Source organism: Streptacidiphilus sp. EB103A, from assembly GCF_041261405.1.
GTDB lineage: Bacteria > Actinomycetota > Actinomycetes > Streptomycetales > Streptomycetaceae > Streptacidiphilus.
Genome location: NZ_JBGCAQ010000004.1, coordinates 258,332 through 278,291 on the forward strand (window position 1 = coordinate 258,332; position 19,960 = coordinate 278,291).

The window sequence follows — 19,960 nt, forward strand, 5'->3', positions numbered from 1 at the left end:
GTGGATAGTGACTGCATGAGATCCACCACCGCCGCACTGGCTCTGGCCGTGGCTGCCCTGGGGGCGGGTCCCGCAGCGCACGGAGCCGTTGCCGATTCCACCGTCGTGCGCCAGCGGGTGGCACCCGGGGTGGGCTATGCGGCGTTCACGGTCCCCACCTCGCACGGCAGCGCCTGGGTCCACGTGGTGACGGCTGATCTGGGCCGTCGTGGGGTGGCCGCCGGTCTGCTGTACCCCGGTGCGGTGGCCTCCCGCGAGCCGGTCTCCCGGATGGGGCGGGACGCCGGGGCCGTGGCCGCGGTCAACGGCGACTTCTTCGACATCAGCGAGGGGCAGCACCCCGGCGTCCAGGCGACCGGTTCCGCCTCCGGTTCCTCGGTGCTGGACGGTCTGCCGCTGAAGGGCGCGGTGCCCCAGGGTCAGCGTTTCGGCTGGTCGGCGCCGTCCGGCGACAGCGACGAGGATGTCTTCGGGGTGGGGGTGGACGGCCGGGCCCGGATGGGCCGGCTGGTGCTGCGCGGCCAGCTCCTCACCCCCCGGGGCACGCTGGTACTGGCGGGGCTCAACCAGTACGCCCTGCCGGTCGACTCCATCGGGGCGTTCACCCCGCAGTGGGGCGCGGTCTCCCGGGCCCGCGCCGTCTGCGGTACCGACCGGAACCGGGCGGCTCCCTGCACTGCGGACAGCTACGAGGTGACTGTCCGTCAGGGCCGGGTCGAGACGGCGTCCGCAACCCCGGGCACCGGTCCGGTCCCGCCCGGCAGCACGGTCCTGCTCGGCCGCGAGGCCGGCGCGCGCGCCCTGCGCGGGCTGACGCCCGGCACCCCGGTCGGGGTCGACTACCGCCTCGAATCGAGTGGTTCGGTGCCCTTCGCCTTCGCCCTGGGCGCCTACCCGCTGGTCCGGGACCACCAGCCGCTCCCCGGCCTGGACGACGTCACCGCCGAGCCGCGCAGCGCCGTCTGCACCGCCGACGGCGGGCGCACCCTGCGGCTGCTGTCCACCGACGGCCGCGAGGGCGTCTCCAGCGGGCTCACCCTCAGCGAACTGGCCGGCCTGCTCGGGTCCCTGGGCTGCGCCCAGGCCTCCTACCTGGACGGCGGGGCATCCGCCACCCTCGCCACCCTCGACCGGAACACCGGCCGCTTCCTGGTCCGCAACTGCCTCGACCACCAGCAGGAACGACCGGTGCCCAACGGCATCGCCGTCTTCTCCCCCGGCAGGACCATTCAGTCGCGCTGAGCCAGCGGCTCCCCCGCCACCGCCTGCGACGCGCTTCCGTCCACCCCGACCGGGACCTCCCCCGCGAGCAGCACCCGGTGCATGATCCGCGGGGCGTCGAGGTGCTCGGTGTCGGAGGGCGCCAGGTGGATGGTGGCGCGGTTGTCCCAGAACGCGACGCTGCCCGGCTCCCAGCGAAAGCGGACGGTGTACTCGGGCCTGGTCGCCTGCTCCATGAAGAGCTCCATCAGCGGTCGGCTCTCGATCCGGGACACACCGACGACGCGCTCGATGTAGTAGCCGTTGACGAAGAGCAGGCGTTCACCGGTCTCCGGGTGCACCCGCACCAGCGGATGCACCGACACCACCGGGTGGTCCTGCAGCTTCCGCAGGTAGGGGTCCTCGCCCGCCAGGGCCAGGTAGCCGACGCCGTGCCGGTGCTCGGTCCACAGGCCGTCCGCGAAGCGGCGCAGCGGTTCGGACATGCCCGCGTAGGCGGCGGCGAGGTTGGACCAGGTCGTGTCGCCGCCGTAGGGCGGGACGTCCTCGGCCCGGAGGACGGTCGCGGCCGGCGGGTCGATCCTGGCGGTGAGGTCGCTGTGCCAGCCGCGCAGCGCCGTGTGCCGGCGCCGGTCCAGCCAGTCGGCGCGCTCCTGGCCGAAGCGTCCGGCCAGTTCCCGGCGGTCCGCCGTGGTCTCGATGTACGGGAAGTCCGCCGGCGAGGCGGTGCCCCGGGACTGCGGCGGGACCAGGGCGCCGAAACGGCGGGCGAAGGCGACATGGGCCGCGTGGTCCAGGTTCTGGCCGCGGAAGAACAGCACCTTCCACCGGTGCAGCGCCGCCCTGATCGCCTGGACCGTCCCGGGGTCCAGCGGTCCGGCCAGGTCGACGCCGACGATCTCCGCCCCGATGTGCCCCGCGGCCGGGCGCAGGTCCAGTTCCGTTGTGCCGTGCCCGCCCACTCGCTCTCCTCGCGATCGACGCAGAACCACCTGACGCAGCATTACCACCCCTGCTAGCCCTGAAGCCAGTGCCTGCGTCCCAGACTGATGAGCCGCAGCTGGCGGCGGGCGGTGGCGGCGATGCGCTGCTCGGCGGCCGCGTCGCCGTCCGCCTCCAGCAGGGCGGCGGCGGTGGTGACGGCGTGGTCGACATAGAGGTCGGCCAGCATCCTGACGTCCGCCGGGTCCCAGCCCTCGGACTCCGGCTGCGCGGCCAGGTCGCCGGCCAGGTCGTCGGCGAACTGCCGGAAGCGGGCGTCGACCGCGTCGCGCACCGGCTGCACGCCGCCGTGGCGCTCCCGGGCCAGGAAGCGGAAGTGCGCGCGGTGCCGGCCCACGTACTCGGCGATCACGCCGACGGTGCGGTCGATCACCTCGTCCGCGGGGGCCCGGTCCGAACGGATCGCCCTGACCATCTCGCGCAGGCTGCCGAAGGACTCGTCCACCAGCGCCACGCCCAGCTCGTCCAGGTCGCGGAAGTGCCGGTAGAAGGCGCTGGGCGTGATGCCGGCCTCGCGGGTGACCTCGCGCAGGCCGACGCTGCTCAGGCTCTGGTGTTCGAGCAGGCGCAGCCCGGCGTCCAGGAGGGACTGCCGGGTCTGCTGCTTCTGGGCCTGCCGGACCCCGAGAGTGTGGCTCACGTCATACAGTAAACAACTGTTCTCCGGACCTGGCGACCGCGGGGTGCGAGTAACCTGATGGAAGTCAGTGAACAGATGTACTCTCAACTGCCGCGAACGGAAGCCCCATGGCACTCCTCATCGGTCTCCTCGCCCTCAGCTCCCTGCTCTGGGGCGCCTCCTCCTACCTCAGCCCCTCCTTCCAGGCTCTCGCCGCCGTCTTCGTCGGCGGCTGGCTGATCGCCTTCGCGGTCCGCGAGCGGATCGCCCGGGCCCGCCGACGCACCGCCCAGGAGGGCTGACCCATGGCCACCTCCCAGCTCACCCGCAGCCGCAACCGCGCCGAGGGCAACGACACCGCGGTCGCGTCGTTCATCGTCGGGCTCCTCGGCCTGTTCATCTTCAACTTCGTCCTGGGCCCGCTCGCCATCGTCCTCGCCGTCGTCTCCCTGGTGCGCGGGACCGAGCGCCGCACCCGCGCCCTGATCGGCCTCGCCCTCGGCGTCGCGGACCTGCTCGTGCTCGGCGCCCTGATCGCCACCCACCCGGGCGGGGTCACCCTGTACCTGGGCATCTGACCCGGTCGGACCGCTCAGCGCTGCAGCCGCGCCAGGCCGAAAGGCGCGAGGGACCCGGGTCGGCGGCCGGTGAGGATGAAGTCGGCGAGGCGGCGGCCGGTGACCGGGCCGAGGGTGACGCCGAGCATGCCGTGGCCGGTGGCCGCGTAGGCGTTGTCATGGCCGGGGACGCGGTCGATGACGGGCAGGCCGTCCGGGAGGAAGGGCCGACCGCCGACCCAGGGGTCCCGGATGAGGGCCACCAGGTCGTCGGGGTCCTCGAACCACGGGCCGAGGTAGTGGCGGCTGGCCCGGGCCACAGCCACGATGCGGCGCCAGTCGAGGCGGTTGTTGTTGCCGCTCAGCTCCATCGTGCCGGCGATCCGCGTGGTCCCGCCGATGGGTGAGGCGACGGTCCTGCGCTCCCCGAAGTAGAGGGTGTGCCGCGGCGCCGGTTCCAGGTCGACCGAGAAGCTGTAGCCCTTGCCGGCCTGGAGCGGCAGGGCGTGCCGCAGTTCGCGCAGCAGCGCGGGCGAGCGCATTCCGGCCGCGACGACCACGGCCGAGCACGGGATCTCGCCCTGCTCGGTACGCAGCCCGATCACCCGGTCCCCGGCGTAGCGGAACCCGGTGGCCTCGGAGTTCTCGTGGATCTTCACCCCGGCAGCGGTCAGCGCGCCGCCGAGGGCACGGGAGAACGCCTCCGGGTCGACCACGCCCTCCCCCTCGACGAGATAGGCGGCCCGTACCCGGGGCGACAGCGCGCCGTCCAGCCGGTGCGCCGCCGCGCCGGTGGTGACGTCGTCCGGCAGCGGGTAGCGGCCTTCCGCCATCTCCCGCTGCACGGCGAGGTGGTGCCGGGCCTCGGTGGCGGAGAGGAAGGCGTGCACCATGCCCGGACGGCTGAGCGTGGTGTCGATCCCGGCTTCGCCGAGCCCGTCGAAGAGCTCGAAGGTGTCGCGGTTCAGCTCCGCGATCGCCGCGTACCCGCGCCGGAAGGCGGCCGGTGTGCTGCTGCGCCAGAACCGCCACAGCCACCGAGCGAACGCCGGATCCGGCAACGGCCGCAGGTAGAGCGGGGAGTCGGGCCGCCCCAGCGACTTCAGGACGTAGCGCAGCACGCCCGGCGCCGGCACCGGGGTGGAGTGGCTGAGGCACACCCATCCCGCGTTGCCCCGCGAGGCCCCGGACGCGATCCCGCGCCGCTCGACGACCTCCACGGCGAGGCCCGCTTCGGCCAGGTAGTACGCCGTGCACAGCCCGACGACACCGCCGCCGATCACCACCACGGGTGCGGTCACCGGCCGGCCCCGCTTCCGTTGCCTGCGTCGCTTGCGTACGAGGTCAGGAACGCCCGGGTGCGTGCCTGGGAGGGGTTGCCGAGGACCTCGTCCGGGGTGCCCTGCTCCACGATCCGGCCGCCGTCGACGAAGACGACCTGGTCGGAAACCTCGCGGGCGAACGGGAGTTCATGGGTGACCAGCATCATCGTCATTCCGTCGGCGGCGAGTTCGCGCATGACGCGCAGCACCTCGCGGGTGGACTCGGGATCCAGGGACGAGGTGGGCTCGTCGAAGAGCAGCACCTCCGGCTTCAGCGCGAGCGCCCGGGCGATGGCGACCCGCTGCTGCTCACCACCGGACATCTGCTCGGGGTGGGCGAGCCCGCGGTGGGCCAGTCCGACCCGGCGCAGCAGCGCCACGGCCCGCTCCAGGGCCTCCCGTTCGGGCACACCGGCCTTGCGCTGCGCGAGGACGACGTTCTCGACAGCCGTGAGGTGCGGGAAGAGGTGGAACCGCTGGAAGACCATGCCGACGGTCCGGCGCAACCGGGCCAGGTCGCGGCAGACCGTCCGGCCGTCTCGGTGCACTGCCTCCCCGGCGATCTCGACCGTGCCGCTGTCCGGCCGTTCGAGCAGATTGACGCAGCGCAGCAGGGTCGTCTTGCCGCCGCCGCTCTGCCCGATGACGCTGACGATCCGGCTGCGCCCGACCTCCAGTCCCACGTCGTCGAGCACGGTGCGGCCGTCGAAGGCCTTGCTGAGGCCGCTGATCCGCACCACGACGGCGTCGGCGTTCTCGGGCGACACGTCGGCCACGGCGCCGGCGGTGACCGGATCGGTCATACCGTCACCTCCTCTTTCCGGTCGAGCAGTTGGCGGGCGGTTCGCAGCCGCCGTCGCCGCTGCGGGGAGAGCGGGACACCGGCCCGCACCTTGCGTTCGAGGACGAGCAGCAGCTGCGACAGCGGGTAGCAGACCGCGAAGTAGCCGGCCGAGATCACCAGGTACACCTCCAGCGCCCGGAACGTGGCCGAGGCGATGAGCTGGCCCTCCGACATCAGCTCGGCGGCCGAGATGGTGACCAGCAGCGAGGTGGACTTCAGCAGGTCGACCAGCATGGTGTTGGTCCCGGGCAGCGCCAGGCGCAGTGCCTGCGGGAACACCACATGGGTGAAGGTGCTGACCCGCCCGAGCCCGAGCGCCTCGGCGGCCTCGGTCTGGCCCTGGTGCACCCCGCTGATCGCCGCCCGGAAGGTCTCCGAGAGGTAGGCCGCGTAGAAGACGACCAGGCTCAGGCAGCCGGCCGAGAAGACGTCCAGCCTGATGCCCGCCGAGGCCAGACCGAAGTAGGCCAGGAAGATGATGGCGAGCAGCGGGACGTTCTTGAACACCTCGGTGTAGACGGCGGCCAGAACCCGCAGCGGCCAGGGGCGGCCGAGCCGCAGCAGCGCCACGACCAGGCCGAGGACGACGGCGCCGACGAAGCTCACCGCCGTGTAGGACAGCGTCCGCAGCAGGGCGTGCAGCAGGTCGGACCGGTAGTCGGACCAGGGGACCTGGATCAGGGAGGAGGCGAGGGTCATCTCGTCGGCCCTCACTTCGCGGTCGTCGCGATGGACGGCGGTATCCAGTCGGCGGGCCGGTCCACGCCCCTGCGGGCGGTGGCGACGTCGGAGGCCGGGACCAGGAACTGCTGCGGATCGCCGCCCCATTTCCTGATGAGTGCGGCCAGCTCGCCGTTCTTGTACATCGCGTCGATCTGAGCGGAGACGGACTGTTCCAGTGCGGTGTCCTGCTTGGGCAGGTAGAAGCCCGTCTGGTAGGGGCGGAAGTAGGCGTAGGCGGGCTTGGCCGCGACCTGCGCGGCGGTCGGCGGCGTCAGGTACTCGGTTCTGATCTTCAGGTCCGGCCGGGCCTGCTGAGCGGCGATGATGAGCAGCGGGTCCAGGAAGCCGACGTCGATGCGGCCGGCGCCGAGGTCGTCGAAGACCCCGTTGGCGTTGGGGTAGGCGTGCAGGGTGGCGCCGGGCACGGACTGGATGGACTTGACCCACACATAGCCGGTCACCGTGCCCAGGCTCCGGCCCTGCAGGTCGTCGACGGTGGTGTACGTCCCGGAGCGGACCGCCATCGCCGGGGGCGAGTAGTACGGCGGGTCGGTGAACAGGCCCTGCTTCTGCCGGTCCGCGGTCCAGGCGATCCCGCCGACGGTGATGTCGTCCCGGCGGGACTGCACCCCGGCGAGCATGCCGGCGAAGTCCGTCACATCGGGCTGGACCGCCAACCCGAGCTTCGCGGCTGCGTAGTTGATGATGTCGCCGTCCAGTCCGACGATCTTCCCGTCCTTCACGGTGGTGTAGGGGGCGTACGGCTCGACGGCCACCTTCAGCACGCCCGGCGTGATGGTGCCGAGCGCGGCGGTCGAGGCGGAGACGTTCTTGGGGGCACTGCCGCCGCCGGAACCGCAAGCGGTCAGCAGCAGGAGCAGTGCGGGGAGGGCGGCGAGAACGGAACGCATACGGGTCATCGGCTTCGGGCCTTCCGTATCGGGAGTGAAGTCGGAACTGCTGGGGCCCGCCGTTCACCGCGCTGTGCCTGCGGCGGGAGATATGGGGCGTAACGGTACGGCCGCCGCGAGGCCCCGTCACTGGTCGCTCCGTACCGACTTGCCGCCGCGGACCGGCCACGCACTGTACGGTGCGTACCACCCATTCGGCGGGAGGCAGGTCGTGCTGAGCCCCTCACTCGCGCAGGAGATCGCCGGGGACACCTCCGCGGTCATCGGATTCAACGTGCTCATCACCGACGACACGGGCACCGTCATCGGCAGTGGCGACACCCGCAGGGTCGGGTCCTTCCACGAGGCGTCGGTCGAGGTGATCCGCACTCAGGAGGCTGCCGCGCACACCGCTTTGCAGGCCCAGGAGCTGCGCGGGGTGCGCCCCGGGGTCACCCTGCCGCTGGTCATGGACGGACGCGCGGTGGGCACGGTCGGGATCACCGGCACCCCGCGCCAGGTGGGCCGCTTCGGGCTGCTGGTGAAACGCCAGACGGAGATCCTGCTCCGCGAATCGGTGATGCTGCGTTCCCGTCTGCTCGCGGAACGCGCGGCCGAGAAGGTGCTCGCCGACATCGCCTCGTACGACCCGCAGGTCGTGGAGAGCGAGTTCATCACGGCCCGCGCCGCCGGACTGGGCTTCGACCTGCGCCTGCGCCGGATCGCGGTGGTCATCGAGGTGTCCCTGCCGCAATCCGGGTCGCCGCCGGCCCGACCGCGGGGCGGCCCCGCCCGGGACGTGGCGCCGGGCCGCTCGGAACTCCTCCGCACCGTGCGCGAGGTCTTCGCCGACCCGCAGGACATCGTCGCGAGCCCGTCCCCCGGCTGGATCTGCGTGCTCCACCGGCCGACCGCCCGAGCGTCGGTCGACTCGCTGCGGAAGGCCTGCCGCCGGCTCGCCGACGTCATCGCCGCCCAGGACGGCCTGGCCGCCCGCGTCGGCATCGGCGAACCCGCCACCTCGGCCGACGGCCTGCACGACTCCTACCAGGACGCCCGCGACGCCCTCGACCTGGGCGTTCGCCTGACGCCCGGGCCCGGCGTCGTGCACCTCATCACCGACCTCCGGGTCCCCCAGCTGCTCGCCTCGGCGGGCCGGCCCGCCCGCGCCCGGCTGCTCGCCCGCGCCGCCGCCGACCTGAGCACCCAACCGGACTGGCCGGTTCTCCGCGCCACCGTCACCGCATGGTGCGAGAGCGGTTTCAACCTCGTCCGCACCGCCGAGGCCCTGCACATCCACCGCAACACCGTCGTCTACCGCATGAACAAGATCGAGCAGCTCACCGGCCGCACCCTGCGCGACGCGCCGACCGCGCTGGCCCTCTACCTCGCCTGCCTCGCCGACCGACTCGACGCCCCACGCGGCGCCGGCGATTGACTGCACGGTCCGACTGGATGGCCGCCGCCGAGTTGTCGGCGCAGGGGGGCGGGCGCAGGCTGATCGTATGGACGCCGAGGCCGGGGGCGAGTTCGAGCGCGCGCTGGTGGAGCGGGCGTTCCGGCAGGCCTCGATGTCGCTGTCGGTCTTCGACATCGAGCAGCGCTATCTGCGGCTCAACCAGGTGGCCTGCGAGGTCATGGGAGTCGCCGAGGACGCCCTGCTCGGCCAGATCTTCCCCTACGGAGTCCCCGAGGACGTGGACTACCTGGGGACCGTGCGGGCGCTGCGCGAGGTGGCCGCGACCGGGAAGCCCTTTCACTACGAGAGCTTCACCCGGGCGCCCTCCGGCATCCGCGAGCACGCCTGGAACCTGGAGCTCTGGCCGATCCGCGACACGTCCGGAGCAGTCTGCGCGGTCGGGATGGCCGGCTTCGACAGCAGCGAGCAGCACTGGGCCCGGCAGCGCCTGGCCGTGCTGGACGAGGCGGCGGTGTCCATCGGGACCACCCTGGACCTGGGCCGGACCGCGCAGGAGCTGGCCGAGCTGGTCATCCCGCGGTTCGCCGACTTCGTCAGCGTCGACCTGCTCGAAGCGGTGCTGAACGGCGAGGAGCCGGCCGCCGGCCCGCCGGAGACCACCGTGGTGCTGCGCCGGATGGCACATCTGTCGACGGTGTCGGGCACCCCGGAGGCGGTCATCGGCCTCGGCGCCGCCGACACCTATCCGCCCTACTCCCCACCGGCCCGGGCGCTGCGCTCCCGGCAGGCGGTGTTCAGCGGCAGCGGCGACCCGGACTTCGACCGCTGGATGGCCGGCGTCCCGGCCCGGGCGGAGCGGATCAGCGGCTTCACCGTCACCTCACTGCTGGCGGTGCCGCTGATCGCCCGCGACACCGCGCTCGGGGTCGCCGTCCTGCTGCGCACCCGTCCCGACCCCTTCAACAACGACGACTTCGCCCTGGCCAAGGAGCTCGCCAGCCGCGCCGCCGTCTGCGTCGACAACGCCCGCCGCTTCACCCGGGAGCGCATCACCGCGCTCACCCTGCAGGAGAGCCTGCTGCCGCAGGGACCGTCCGAGCTGTCGGCGGTGGAGGTGGCCAGCCGCTACCTGCCGACCGACTCGCTGGCCGGCATCGGCGGCGACTGGTTCGACGTCATCCCGCTCTCCGGCGCCAGGGTCGCCCTGGTGGTCGGCGACGTGGTCGGCCACGGCATCCACGCGTCCGCGACGATGGGCCGGCTGCGCACCGCGGTGCAGACCCTGGCCGACGTCGACCTCCCGCCGGACGAGCTGCTGGCCCATCTGGACGACCTGGTGCTGCGGCTGGGCAGCGAGGACGAGAGGGGCGACCGCCCCCGCTCCGGCGCCGGCGGGATCGGCGCGACCTGCCTGTACGCGGTCTATGACCCGGTCTCCCGGATCCTGACGGTGGCCAGCGCCGGCCATCCGCCGCCGGTCCTGCTGCTGCCGGACGGCACCACCCAGGTGGTCGAGCTCACCGCCGGCCCGGTGCTGGGCGTGGGCGGGCTGCCCTTCGAGTCGACCGAGCTGGAACTGCCGGTGGGCACCCTGGTCGCGGCCTTCTCGGACGGGCTGATCGAGTCCGGCGAGCACGACCCCGACCTCGGGGTCGCCCGGCTGCGCGAGGTGCTGGCCGAACCGCTGGTCGACTCCTCGGCGGACTCGTTGGAGGACCGCTGCGACCGGGTGCTCACCGCGCTGCTGCCGGAGCACCCCGCCGACGACGTCGCCCTGGTGCTGGCCCGCACCAGGGCGCTGGACGCCGTGCACGTCCGGGACTGGGAGCTGACCTCGGACTTCGCCCGCGTCGCCGAGGTCCGCCGGCTCGCCACCGACCAGCTCGACGCCTGGGGGCTGTCCGAGGCCGGCTTCGTCACCGAACTCGTCGTCAGCGAGCTGGTCACCAACGCGATCCGCTACGGCTCCGAACCGTTCCGGCTGCGCCTGATCCACGACCGCTCGCTGATCTGCGAGGTCTCCGACGGCAACTCCACCTCCCCGCACCTGCGCCGGGCCAGGATCTACGACGAGGGCGGCCGGGGCCTGCTGCTGGTCGCCCAGCTCACCACCAGCTGGGGCACCCGGCACACCGCGGTCGGCAAGACCATCTGGACCGAACAGTCGCTGGACTGACCGGTACTCGGGCCATCAGGGCGTCGCGACCACCCGCTGTTCCGTCATCAGATGCTCGACCAGCGCCAGCAGCAGGTCGCGGCTGACGTCGCGCCGACGCAGGTCGCCCATCAGGATGGGCACCCTCGGGTCCAGGTCGAGCGCGTCCCGGATCTCCGGGAGGGTGCGGTCCTGGCGGCCGTCGAAGCAGTTGACGCCGACGACGAAGGGAATGCCTCGGTTCTCGAAGAAGTCGATGGAGCCGAAGCTGCTCTCCAGCCGCCGGGTGTCGGTCAGCACCACCGCGCCGAGGGCGCCGTGCACCAGGTCGTTCCACATGAACCAGAAGCGCTCCTGGCCCGGGGTGCCGAAGAGGTACACCACCAGCTGGGGGCTGACGGTGATCCGGCCGAAGTCCAGGGCCACCGTCGTGGTGGTCTTCTGCTCCACCCCGCCGATGTCGTCAACCCCGACGCCCGCGACCGTGAGGTGCTCCTCGGTGCGCAGCGGCGCCACCTCGCTCACCGCGCCGACCATGGTGGTCTTGCCCACGCCGAAACCGCCGGCGATCAGGATCTTCACCGCTGCGGGGGCTTCCGCCCCGGTGCGGAAGTCCCGGTTGTCAGAGTCTGAGTAGGCCATCTCTCACCGCCTGAAGAAGGTTCATGTCAGGACCTGCACCCACCGCGATCGCCAGCGGCGGCCGCGCCGTCACTCCGCCGAGCTCGATCAGGTCCGCGATGAGGATCTTGGTGATCGCCACCGGCAGGTTCAGCCCGGCAGCCACCTCGGCCAGCGCCACCGGCCTGCTGCACTGCTGCAGGATCAGCCGGTGCTCGGGTTGCAGCCCGCGGGTGACCGGCTGTTCGGCCGGCCAGGGCACGGTGGCGATCACGGTGATCAGCGTGAGGTCGTCCCGCGCCGAGGTGGTGCGCCCATGGGTGATCGTGTAGGGACGGACCAGGGTCTGCTCCGGGTCCTGGTCGTCGGAATCCTCCGTCCAGTGGTTCACCCACGTCCACCGCCCTCCGCATTCATGCCGACGACGCGCACCTCGGTGCCCAGTCGCTGCCCGACCTGTAGGACCAGGGTGTGCATGGCCACGGCCATCACTTCGGCGTCCACCTCCTGGCCGGCCACCACCGCCAGGTGGGTGCCCCGGCCGGCCGAGCTGATGAAGAGCCAGAGGTCGGCGAGCTCGACGATGACCTGTTGGACCGGTCCCCCGCCGAACACTTCGCCGACCCCGCGGGCCAGGCTCTGCTGGCCGGTGGCGATGGCGGCCAGGCGCTCGGCGTCGGCGCGGGCGACGCTGGCGGACTGGCTGACGACCAGTCCGTCGTCGGACAGCACGATGGCGTTCCTGGTGCCCGGAACCTGGTCGACCAACCGGTCGAGCAACCAGTCGAGGTCCTCGTTGGTGGCCGTGGTGCGCTGTGTCATCTTCCGTCTTCCTTCCGGGTGCGGTCGTGACCCGGTGAGGGGTGGTGGTTGGAGTGGTGGTCGGGGTCGTTGGCGAGCCGGGCCAGCCGGGACTGGCGCTGGAAGGCGCCGACGGCGGCCCCGGACCGGCGCGGTTCGCCTCCCCTGCGGGGCAGCGGCTGCGCGGAGGGAGCGGCGTAGGGTCCGTCGTCGTACCGGGGCGGGGGCTCCTGGAGCCCGGCGGCCAGACTTGCCTGGCGTACCCGCTTGGGCAGCGGCTCCAGCCGCGGCGGCGGCGCGGGTGCCGCGGCCGCCGGGGCGGACGGCGCGATCCAGGGGCCGATCAGCGGACGGGCGAACACCTCCTGCTGCTCCGCGGGGTACGCGTGCGGACCGGCGGGTTCGCCGAAGCCGCCGGATCGGGGTGCGGCGTACGGGTCGTCCGGGTAGTCCGAGTAGTCGGAACCCGCGGCCTCCGATCCGGGGTCCTCGATCACGGAGAGCTGCGGCGGAGCCGGCGCGTAGCCGTTCGGCACCTCCTGGACCGGGTCCTTGGCGATCAGCTCCGGCGGAATGAGCACCACCACCCGGGTGCCGCCGAAGGAGGAGGGCCGCAGCTCCACCTTGAGGCCGAGGTTGGCCGCGAGCCGGGCGACGACGTACAGGCCGAGGCGGGCGTCGTCGGCCCGGGAGATCACGTCCATCCGGGGCGGAGCCACCATCAGCTGGTTGGCCTCGGCGTACTGCTCGGGGTCCATGCCCATGCCGCGGTCCTCGATCTCGATCGCGAGACCGCGTCCCACCCGCGCGGCGGACACCTCCACCGGGGAGGGCGGCTTGGAGAAGGTGACCGCGTTCTCCATCAGCTCCGCCAGCACGTGCACCATCGGGCCGACGGCACGCTCGGACAGCAGCGTCTGGCCCTCGGTCTCGATGCGGATCCGGCGGTAGTCCTGCACCTCGCCCTGCGCGGAACGCAGGACGTCGAGGAGCAGTACCGGCTTGCGCCAACGCCGTTGTGGCTGTCCACCGCCCAGGATCACCAGGTTCTCCTCGTAGCGCCGTAGCCGGGCGGCCAGGTGGTCGAGGTCGAAGAGGCCTTCCAGGACCTCGGCGTCCTCGTGCCGCCGCTCCATCTCGCCGAGCCGTTTCATCTGCATGCCGATCAGCAACTGGGTGCGCCGGGCGATGCGTTGCAGTAGCCGCTCGAAGCCGCGGTACTGCTCGGCCTGTCGTACGGCCGTCTCCAGGGAGGTGGTCCTGGCCTGGTTGAGCGCCTGGCCGAGGGCGCCGAGTTCGTCGCTGCCGTGGTCGATCTCGGGCAGCTCGGCGTCCAGGTCGACCGTCTCGCCGCGCCCCAGCCGGTCCACCAGCTCGGGCAGCCGGGTCTGCAGGTCGCTGGCGGCGTTGCGGAGCGCGAAGATCCGGCGGCGCAGCACCAGGGTGAGCCTGATCGAGATCCCTATCACCAGGAGCACCGCGCCGGCGCCGACGGCGGTGTTGGTGATCAGCGTCGACAGCAGGTCGTCGAGACGGCTGGCGGACACGGCGATGATCCCGCCGCCGTAGGTGGTGCCCAGCTGGTTCAGCTGGGGTACCAGCGCGCCGGTGGCCTGCTGCCACTCCTTGCCGGCCTGCGAGGAGACGGCGGAATGACCGTTGCCGTCGGTCGGGGCGGACAGGACGGCGTTCTCGACCGCGGTCTTCTGCTTCCAGGCGGAGCCTGCCAGCACACCCTGGTACATCTGGGCGTACTGCGCGGGCATCAGCGGGATGACCTGGTTCTGGTAGAGGTACTGCTCCGCGCCGATCAGCTGGGAGATCTGCAGGCGCTGGCTGCTGGTGAGGTGGCCGCTCACGGTCCCCGCGGTGAAGATCGCGTTCTCCCGCGAGATCATCTCCAGGCCCCACTGAGCAGGCAGCACCGGGCGCCCGAGCGAGACCAGGTTGGAGACGTTCACATTGAAGTAGCTGTTGAACAGCTGCAGGTCCTCGGCGATGACGCCGGTGTAGTTGTCGTAGGTCTGCTGCTGACCGGCGCTGCCCTTGTCCATGGCGGCCCGGTAGCCGGGCAGTTCACCCACGCCCGGGGTGGCCGCCAGGAAGTTCCCGACCATGCCGCCGGGGCTGGACCCGGCCATGGCCTGCAGGCTGGCGATGGATGCGTCGGTCGCCTGACGCTGCTTGGTCAGCTGACTCCGGTAGGCGCCGGGGTTCGCGATCGCCGCGGCGCTCAACTGCCGCTCCGACTGCAGGTTGTAGAAGACCGCGACGATCGGGACGGCGCCGGACTTGCCCGCCGTGTTCTGCTCGTTGGCGGTGTGCCAGTTGTCGTACAGCTGCACCGCGTTCATCGCCCACAGCGCGACGACCGCGATGGTGGGCACCACGGCCAGCACGAGCAGGACCGACCGGAGCGAGAGCTGCCGTCTGGGCCTGACCCGCGCCGCCGTCCGCGCCGGTGCGTCGGTGCCGGTTCCCTCCCCGTCCATCGAATCCCCTTCGGCCTGTTGTGTCGCCGCTCTTGCATGGAGTGCCACAGAAGTCCCCGGCATGTCAGCAATGGCGGACTACTCCGATTGGGGTCCGCGCCGTGCCAGGGGAGCCTACTAGTAGCTCAACCCTTTTCCATACGGTTTGTTATCCGATCGGCATCGATCACTTCGGTAGCGCCTTCGTTCCACGTGGGTTGACGCCCATCGTTGCCTGTGGAAGCATCATGCTCGCTGTAGAGAATGGGATTCTTGATATGGAGATTGCGCTACTCCGTGCATCCGGGCACATGCTGACCTCACCACCTGGCTGGCGATCAGGCTCCCGGCGGGAGGAACCGCTGCCACAGATGTGAGTCGCGCACGGCTGTGAAGATCATCCGGATACCCGGACTCTCCAGGACCGAGACTGCTCTTACCACGCGCGATGCCGAGAAGGGACAGACTCTCCGAATGTTTTCGGCAATTCTGATCGAGAAGGGCGAGGCGGGGCAGTCGGCCACGCTCGCGAACCTGGCCGAGGCCGAGCTTCCCGATGGCGACGTCAGCATCGACGTCGCCTATTCGACGCTTAATTACAAGGACGGCCTCGCCCTCACCGGCGCGTCCCCCGTGGTACGCCGGTTCCCGATGGTGCCCGGCATCGACCTGGCCGGCGTGGTCACCGCGAGCACCCACGCGGACTGGAAGCAGGGCGACCGCGTCGTGCTCAACGGCTGGGGCGTCGGCGAGACCCACTGGGGCGGACTGGCCCAGCGCGCCCGCCTCAACGGGGACTGGCTGGTGCCCCTCCCCGCCAACTTCACCACCCGGCAGGCGATGGCGATCGGCACCGCGGGCTACACCGCGAGCCTGTGCGTGGAAGCTCTGCTCGGCCACGGGGTCCGTCCGGACCAGGGTGAGATCCTGGTGACCGGGGCAACCGGCGGCGTCGGCAGCGTCGCGATCGCGCTGCTGGCGGCAGCCGGCTTCACGGTGGCCGCGGCGACCGGGAAGGCCGCTGAGGCGGAGTACCTCCAGCAGCTTGGCGCCACCACCGTACTGGACCGGGCCGAACTCGCCACCGCCGGAAAGCCGTTGCAGAAGGACCGCTGGGCGGGCGTGGTCGACGCCGTGGGCAGCCACACGCTGGCGAACGCCTGCGCCCAGACCCGCTACGGCGGCGCGGTCGCCGCCTGCGGCCTGGCCCAGGGGATGGACTTCCCCGCGTCGGTCGCCCCGTTCATCCTGCGCGGCGTGTCCCTGCTGGGCATCGACAGCGTGATGGCGCCGACCAAACCGCGCCGGGCCGCCTGGGACCGCCTGTCACGCGATCTGGACGCCGTCGCGCTCGAAGTGATCGCCCAGGAGGTCGCCCTGGGCGAGGTCGTCGCGGCGGCGGGTCAACTCATGGACGGCAAGGTGCGGGGCCGCATCGTCGTCGACGTCAACCGTTAGTCAGGAGCACCTGTGAGCAAGCCTGTCGAGCTCGACCTCTCCGACGTCGACCACCGCGTGGGCAAGCCGGTCGGCGGCGGGCAGCTGTGGGACCCGTGCAGCTCCACCGACATCCGCCGCTGGGTGATGGCGATGGACTACCCCAACCCGCTGCACTGGGACGAGGAGTTCGCCCGCAACTCGAAGTTCGGCGGGCTCATCGCGCCGCAGTCGGTCGCGGTCGGCCTGGACTACGGGCACGGGGCCGCGCCCGCCTGCGTCGGCCACATCCCGAACAGCCACCTGATCTTCGGCGGCGAGGAGTGGTGGTTCTACGGCTGCCCGGTACGGGTGGGCGACCAGCTGTTCCAGGAACGCCGGTTCCACGACTACAAGGTGACGGAGACCAAGTTCGCCGGCCCCACCATGTTCGCCCGCGGCGACACCACCCACACCAACCAGCACGGCACCCTGGTGGCGCGCGAGCGGTCGACCGCGATCCGCTACCTCTCCGCCGAGGCCGAGAAGCGCGGCATGTACGAGAGCCAGCTCGGCGCCGTGAAGCAGTGGACCGAGGCCGAGCTGGTCGAGCTGGAGCAGCTGCGCCGCGACTGGCTGATGTCCAACCGGACGGGCGTCTCACCGCGCTTCGACGAGGTGAAGGTCGGCGACCGACTACCGCGCCGGGTGCTCGGCCCGCACAGCATCGCCAGCTTCACCACCGAGTACCGCGCCTTCGTCTTCAACATCTGGGGCACCTTCCGCTGGGTCTCGCCGCCCGGGGTCGACGACCCCTGGGTCTACCAGGACCCGGGCTGGACGGAGGGGTTCGCCTTCGACGAGGAGGACGCCAGGATCGACCCGCGCAAGCGCGACGGACTGTACGTCGGCCCCTCCCGCGGCCATATCGACGCCGCGAAGGCCGGCCAGGTCGGCATGGCGCGGGCCTACGGCTACGGTGCCACCATGGGTGCCTGGTGCACCGACTACCTGGCCTACTGGGCCGGCCACGACGGCATGGTGCGCCACTCCAAGTCCAGCTTCCGCGGGCCCGCCTTCGAGGGCGACGCCACCTACTTCGACGCCGAGGTGGTCGGCAAGGAGCAGGAGTCGGCCTGGGGTGTCCCGCTGGTCCAGGTGAAACTGCGGCTCACCAACCAGAACGGCGACGTGGTGGTGGACTGCACGGCCGAGGTCGAGCTGCCGCTCTAGGAGGTAGGCGATGGGCACCGAATCTCCTGGACCACCCCTCTCGCTGGTGTCGGGCCCGCCGCTCAGCTCCGAACCGGGCCTCGGGGCGCTGACGCTGCCCGGTTTCCTGCGCGAGGTGACGTCGCTCTACGGCGAGCGCGAGGCGCTGGTGCTGCGCACGGCCGACGGCGTCAACCGCTGGACCTACGCCGAGCTGTGGGAGCGCTCGATCGAGGTGGCCCGCGCGCTGCGCGCGGGCGGCCTGGGACGTGGCGGCCGGGTGGGCGTCCTGATGACCAACCGCCCGGAATGGGTCGCGGCGGTGTTCGGCACCCTGCTCGCCGGGGGTGTGGCGGTCACCCTCAGCACCTTCTCGACCCCGCCCGAGCTGGACTACATGCTGCAGTCCTCCGGCGTCTCGGTGCTGCTGTTCGAGCGGAAGGTGCTGAAGAAGGACTTCGCCGCCGTGCTGACAGAGTTGGAGCCCGAGATCGGCAAGGCCGCCGCACCCGGCACGCTCCAGTCGCTGCGGTTCCCCTTCCTTCGCCGCCTCGCCGTGCTCGGGGAACCTGTCCCGGACGGCGCTGTGGACCCCTGGGAGGTGTTCCTGACGCGCGGTCGGCAGGAGCCGCGCGAGTTGGTCGAGGCGACGGCTGCGGCGGTGCAGCCCAGCGATCCGGCCGTGCTCTTCTTCTCGTCCGGCTCCACCAGCAGGCCGAAGGGAATCCTGAGCGCGCACCGAGGCGTCGCCATCCAGATGTGGCGCTGCCGGCGGATGTACGGCTTCGGTCCGCAGGACCGGGTCCGCTGCTGGACGGCCAACGGCCTGTTCTGGTCCGGCAACTTCGCCATGGCCCTCGGCGCCACCCTCGCCGCCGGCGGCGCCGTGGTGCTGCAGACCACCTTCGACGCCGCCGAAGCCCTGGAGCTGATGCAGGCGGAACGGGTGAACTTCCCGTTCGCCTGGCCGCACCAGTGGGCGCAGCTCGAAGGCGCGACCCCGTGGGCCCAGGTGGATCTGAGCAGTATGCGCTTCGTGGACTTCAACACCCCGATCGCGGGCCACCCCACCGTGTCGGCCAAGTGGTTCGAGCCCGGCCACGCCTACGGCAACACCGAGACCTTCACGATCACCACCAGCTTCCCGGCCGACACCCCGCCCGAGGTGCACGGGGGCAGCAGCGGCGAGGCGCTGCCAGGGGTGACCGTCAGGATCGTCGACCCGCTCACCGGCGCCGTCGTCCCCCGGCGCGAACGCGGCGAGATCTGCGTCAAGGGCCCCACCCTGATGCTGGGCTACCTCGGCACGCCACTGGACGAGACGCTCGACACCGAGGGCTTCTTCCGCACCGGGGACGGCGGGTATCTGGACGACGTCGGACGGCTCCACTGGGAGGGCCGGCTCACCGACATCATCAAGACCGGCGGCGCGAACGTCTCACCGCTGGAGGTGGACGAGGCGCTGGCGGGCTTTCCCGGCGTCAAGGTCGCACAGACCGTCGGCGTCCCGCACGAGACACTCGGCGAGGTAGTCGTCGCGTGTATCGTGCCGCACGAGGGTGCCGGCCTGCAGGCCGAGGCGATCCGCACCTTCCTGCGGGAGCGGCTGGCGAGCTACAAGGTGCCCCGCCATGTGCTGTTCTTCCGTGAGGAAGAGATCGCGCTCACCGGCAATGCGAAGATCAAGTCCAGCGATCTCCGGCAACTGGCCGCGGAGCGACTGAACAAGTAGGCAGAGGGAGCCGTATGTCCGTTCTGGCAAGGCCCGCGGTCGCCGCCCTGGCCGCGAAGGGCTTTCAGCGTCTTGTCCTCCTGAGCGAGCGCCGCAGCTCGCCGGTGCGCTTCCCGGAGTTCCCGCGGAAGACGCGCGAGATATCCATCCCGACGTCGGTCGGCCCCGCGCGGGCCGTGGTGTACTCGCCCGCGGCACCCGCGAACGGCGACGACCCGCCCGCGGTGCACGTCAACTTCCACGGCGGCGGCTTCGTCCTGTCGATGACGGAGCTCGACGACCCGCTCTGCCGGTACCTGGCCGCCGAGGCGGGAGTCGTTGTGGTGAATGTGGACTATGTCGTCGCTCCGCAGCACAAGTTCCCCGAACCACCCCACCAGGCCTTCGAGGTGGTGCGGTGGGTGGCCGAGCACGGCGCCGAGAACGGCTGGGACGGTACCCGGCTCTCCATCGGCGGCCAGAGCGCCGGCGGCGGCCTCGCCGCGGCCGTGGCGCGCCAGGCCCTGGAGCAGGGCGGCCCCGCCATCGCGCTCCAGGTCCTGCACTACCCACCGCTCGACCTCGTCACCGGCTTCAAGGACAAGGGCATCCCGATCAAGGGGTCAGAACTGCGGCCCTGGATGGCCGAGATGTTCAACAGCTCCTACGTCCCGGATCCGCAGGACCGGACCGACCGGCTGGTCTCCCCCGGGAATCCGGCGGACACCGCCGACCTCACCGGGATAGCCCCGGCGCTGGTCATCACGGCGCAGTTCGACCTCCTCCGTGGCGAGGCGGAGCGCTACGCCGAGCGGCTCCGTACCGCCAAGGCACTGGTCGAACTCCACGACGTGACCGGAGCCGACCACGGCTACGACGTCAGGGACGACCGGAAGGCCCGCGAGGTCTACGCCCTGATCGCCGCTCAGATTCAACTGGCCGCCCAGGGCAAGGCGGTCTGACGCAACGACGTGG

19 protein-coding genes are annotated in these 19,960 nt (G+C 71.6%); 9 read left to right on the forward strand and 10 right to left on the reverse strand.

The window, feature by feature from the left end; translation table 11 throughout:
• The first annotated feature begins 15 nt into the window (after positions 1–15).
• Complete coding sequence (locus ABH941_RS08425; protein WP_370127989.1) at positions 16–1,242, forward strand: phosphodiester glycosidase family protein; 1,227 nt, start codon at positions 16–18, stop codon at positions 1,240–1,242.
• On the opposite strand, the gene ABH941_RS08430 is transcribed toward ABH941_RS08425, so the two are convergent.
• Both ABH941_RS08430 and ABH941_RS08435 read right to left on the reverse strand, forming a co-directional pair.
• Entirely contained in the window at positions 1,230–2,183 is a 954-nt protein-coding gene (locus tag ABH941_RS08430; protein WP_370127990.1) for a TauD/TfdA dioxygenase family protein, read from the reverse strand. The two genes, ABH941_RS08425 and ABH941_RS08430, sit on opposite strands and share 13 nt — an antisense overlap.
• A gap of 53 nt (positions 2,184–2,236) precedes the next feature.
• The gene (locus ABH941_RS08435; RefSeq protein WP_370127991.1) at positions 2,237–2,863 is read right to left on the reverse strand and encodes a TetR family transcriptional regulator; all 627 of its coding nucleotides are present in this window, start codon (positions 2,861–2,863) and stop codon (positions 2,237–2,239) included.
• A 107-nt stretch (positions 2,864–2,970) separates the two neighbouring features.
• Between ABH941_RS08435 and ABH941_RS08440 the strand changes: the two genes are divergently transcribed.
• Complete coding sequence (locus ABH941_RS08440; RefSeq protein WP_370127992.1) at positions 2,971–3,144, forward strand: hypothetical protein; 174 nt, start codon at positions 2,971–2,973, stop codon at positions 3,142–3,144.
• Positions 3,145–3,147: 3 nt separating this feature from the next.
• Complete coding sequence (locus tag ABH941_RS08445; protein WP_370127993.1) at positions 3,148–3,420, forward strand: DUF4190 domain-containing protein; 273 nt, start codon at positions 3,148–3,150, stop codon at positions 3,418–3,420.
• A gap of 14 nt (positions 3,421–3,434) precedes the next feature.
• Here ABH941_RS08445 and ABH941_RS08450 read toward each other — a convergent pair whose 3' ends face one another.
• The 4 genes from ABH941_RS08450 to ABH941_RS08465 are packed head-to-tail and all read right to left on the reverse strand — an operon-like array spanning position 3,435 to position 7,199.
• A complete protein-coding gene (locus tag ABH941_RS08450) occupies positions 3,435–4,700 on the reverse strand; it encodes an NAD(P)/FAD-dependent oxidoreductase (protein ID WP_370127994.1) in 1,266 nt (421 codons plus the stop codon).
• Positions 4,697–5,524 (reverse strand): amino acid ABC transporter ATP-binding protein, encoded by an 828-nt coding sequence (locus ABH941_RS08455; protein ID WP_370127995.1) that lies wholly within the window; start codon positions 5,522–5,524, stop codon positions 4,697–4,699. Before ABH941_RS08455 ends, ABH941_RS08450 begins: the two co-directional genes overlap by 4 nt.
• On the reverse strand, positions 5,521–6,264 hold the full coding sequence (locus ABH941_RS08460; protein WP_370127996.1) for an amino acid ABC transporter permease: 744 nt from the start codon (positions 6,262–6,264) through the stop codon (positions 5,521–5,523). Before ABH941_RS08460 ends, ABH941_RS08455 begins: the two co-directional genes overlap by 4 nt.
• 11 nt (positions 6,265–6,275) lie before the next feature.
• Positions 6,276–7,199: a substrate-binding periplasmic protein gene (locus ABH941_RS08465; protein WP_370127997.1), complete on the reverse strand. Its 924-nt coding sequence runs from the start codon at positions 7,197–7,199 to the stop codon at positions 6,276–6,278.
• A gap of 211 nt (positions 7,200–7,410) precedes the next feature.
• Between ABH941_RS08465 and ABH941_RS08470 the strand changes: the two genes are divergently transcribed.
• Together ABH941_RS08470 and ABH941_RS08475 are read left to right on the forward strand one after the other, a co-directional pair.
• Entirely contained in the window at positions 7,411–8,616 is a 1,206-nt protein-coding gene (locus ABH941_RS08470) for a CdaR family transcriptional regulator (RefSeq protein ID WP_370127998.1), read from the forward strand.
• Between the two features lie 67 nt (positions 8,617–8,683).
• A complete protein-coding gene (locus ABH941_RS08475; RefSeq protein WP_370127999.1) occupies positions 8,684–10,774 on the forward strand; it encodes a SpoIIE family protein phosphatase in 2,091 nt (696 codons plus the stop codon).
• A gap of 15 nt (positions 10,775–10,789) precedes the next feature.
• Here the strand turns inward: ABH941_RS08475 and ABH941_RS08480 are convergent, their stop codons facing one another.
• The 4 genes from ABH941_RS08480 to ABH941_RS08495 are packed head-to-tail and all read right to left on the reverse strand — an operon-like array spanning position 10,790 to position 14,667.
• On the reverse strand, positions 10,790–11,395 hold the full coding sequence (locus tag ABH941_RS08480; protein ID WP_370128000.1) for an ATP/GTP-binding protein: 606 nt from the start codon (positions 11,393–11,395) through the stop codon (positions 10,790–10,792).
• Positions 11,376–11,765, reverse strand: a complete 390-nt coding sequence (locus ABH941_RS08485; protein WP_370128001.1) for a DUF742 domain-containing protein — start codon at positions 11,763–11,765, stop codon at positions 11,376–11,378. The genes ABH941_RS08480 and ABH941_RS08485 overlap by 20 nt, the downstream gene beginning before the upstream one ends.
• On the reverse strand, positions 11,762–12,196 hold the full coding sequence (locus ABH941_RS08490) for a roadblock/LC7 domain-containing protein (RefSeq protein ID WP_370128002.1): 435 nt from the start codon (positions 12,194–12,196) through the stop codon (positions 11,762–11,764). Before ABH941_RS08490 ends, ABH941_RS08485 begins: the two co-directional genes overlap by 4 nt.
• Positions 12,193–14,667 carry a nitrate- and nitrite sensing domain-containing protein gene (locus ABH941_RS08495; RefSeq protein ID WP_370128003.1) on the reverse strand — a complete coding sequence of 825 codons (2,475 nt, stop codon included), beginning with the start codon at positions 14,665–14,667 and terminating at the stop codon, positions 12,193–12,195. Before ABH941_RS08495 ends, ABH941_RS08490 begins: the two co-directional genes overlap by 4 nt.
• Positions 14,668–15,120: 453 nt before the next feature.
• Here ABH941_RS08495 and ABH941_RS08500 point away from each other — a divergent pair, with 453 nt between their 5' ends.
• Genes ABH941_RS08500 through ABH941_RS08515 form a run of 4 tightly spaced genes read left to right on the forward strand, consistent with a single transcriptional unit; the run spans position 15,121 to position 19,947 of the window.
• Positions 15,121–16,104, forward strand: coding sequence for an MDR family oxidoreductase (locus ABH941_RS08500; protein WP_370128004.1), 984 nt, complete (start codon positions 15,121–15,123; stop codon positions 16,102–16,104).
• A 12-nt stretch (positions 16,105–16,116) separates the two neighbouring features.
• A complete protein-coding gene (locus ABH941_RS08505) occupies positions 16,117–17,295 on the forward strand; it encodes a MaoC family dehydratase N-terminal domain-containing protein (protein ID WP_370128005.1) in 1,179 nt (392 codons plus the stop codon).
• 10 nt (positions 17,296–17,305) lie between these two features.
• Positions 17,306–19,006: a class I adenylate-forming enzyme family protein gene (locus ABH941_RS08510; protein WP_370128006.1), complete on the forward strand. Its 1,701-nt coding sequence runs from the start codon at positions 17,306–17,308 to the stop codon at positions 19,004–19,006.
• 14 nt (positions 19,007–19,020) lie between these two features.
• Positions 19,021–19,947: an alpha/beta hydrolase fold domain-containing protein gene (locus ABH941_RS08515; protein ID WP_370128007.1), complete on the forward strand. Its 927-nt coding sequence runs from the start codon at positions 19,021–19,023 to the stop codon at positions 19,945–19,947.
• Positions 19,948–19,960: the final 13 nt, after the last annotated feature.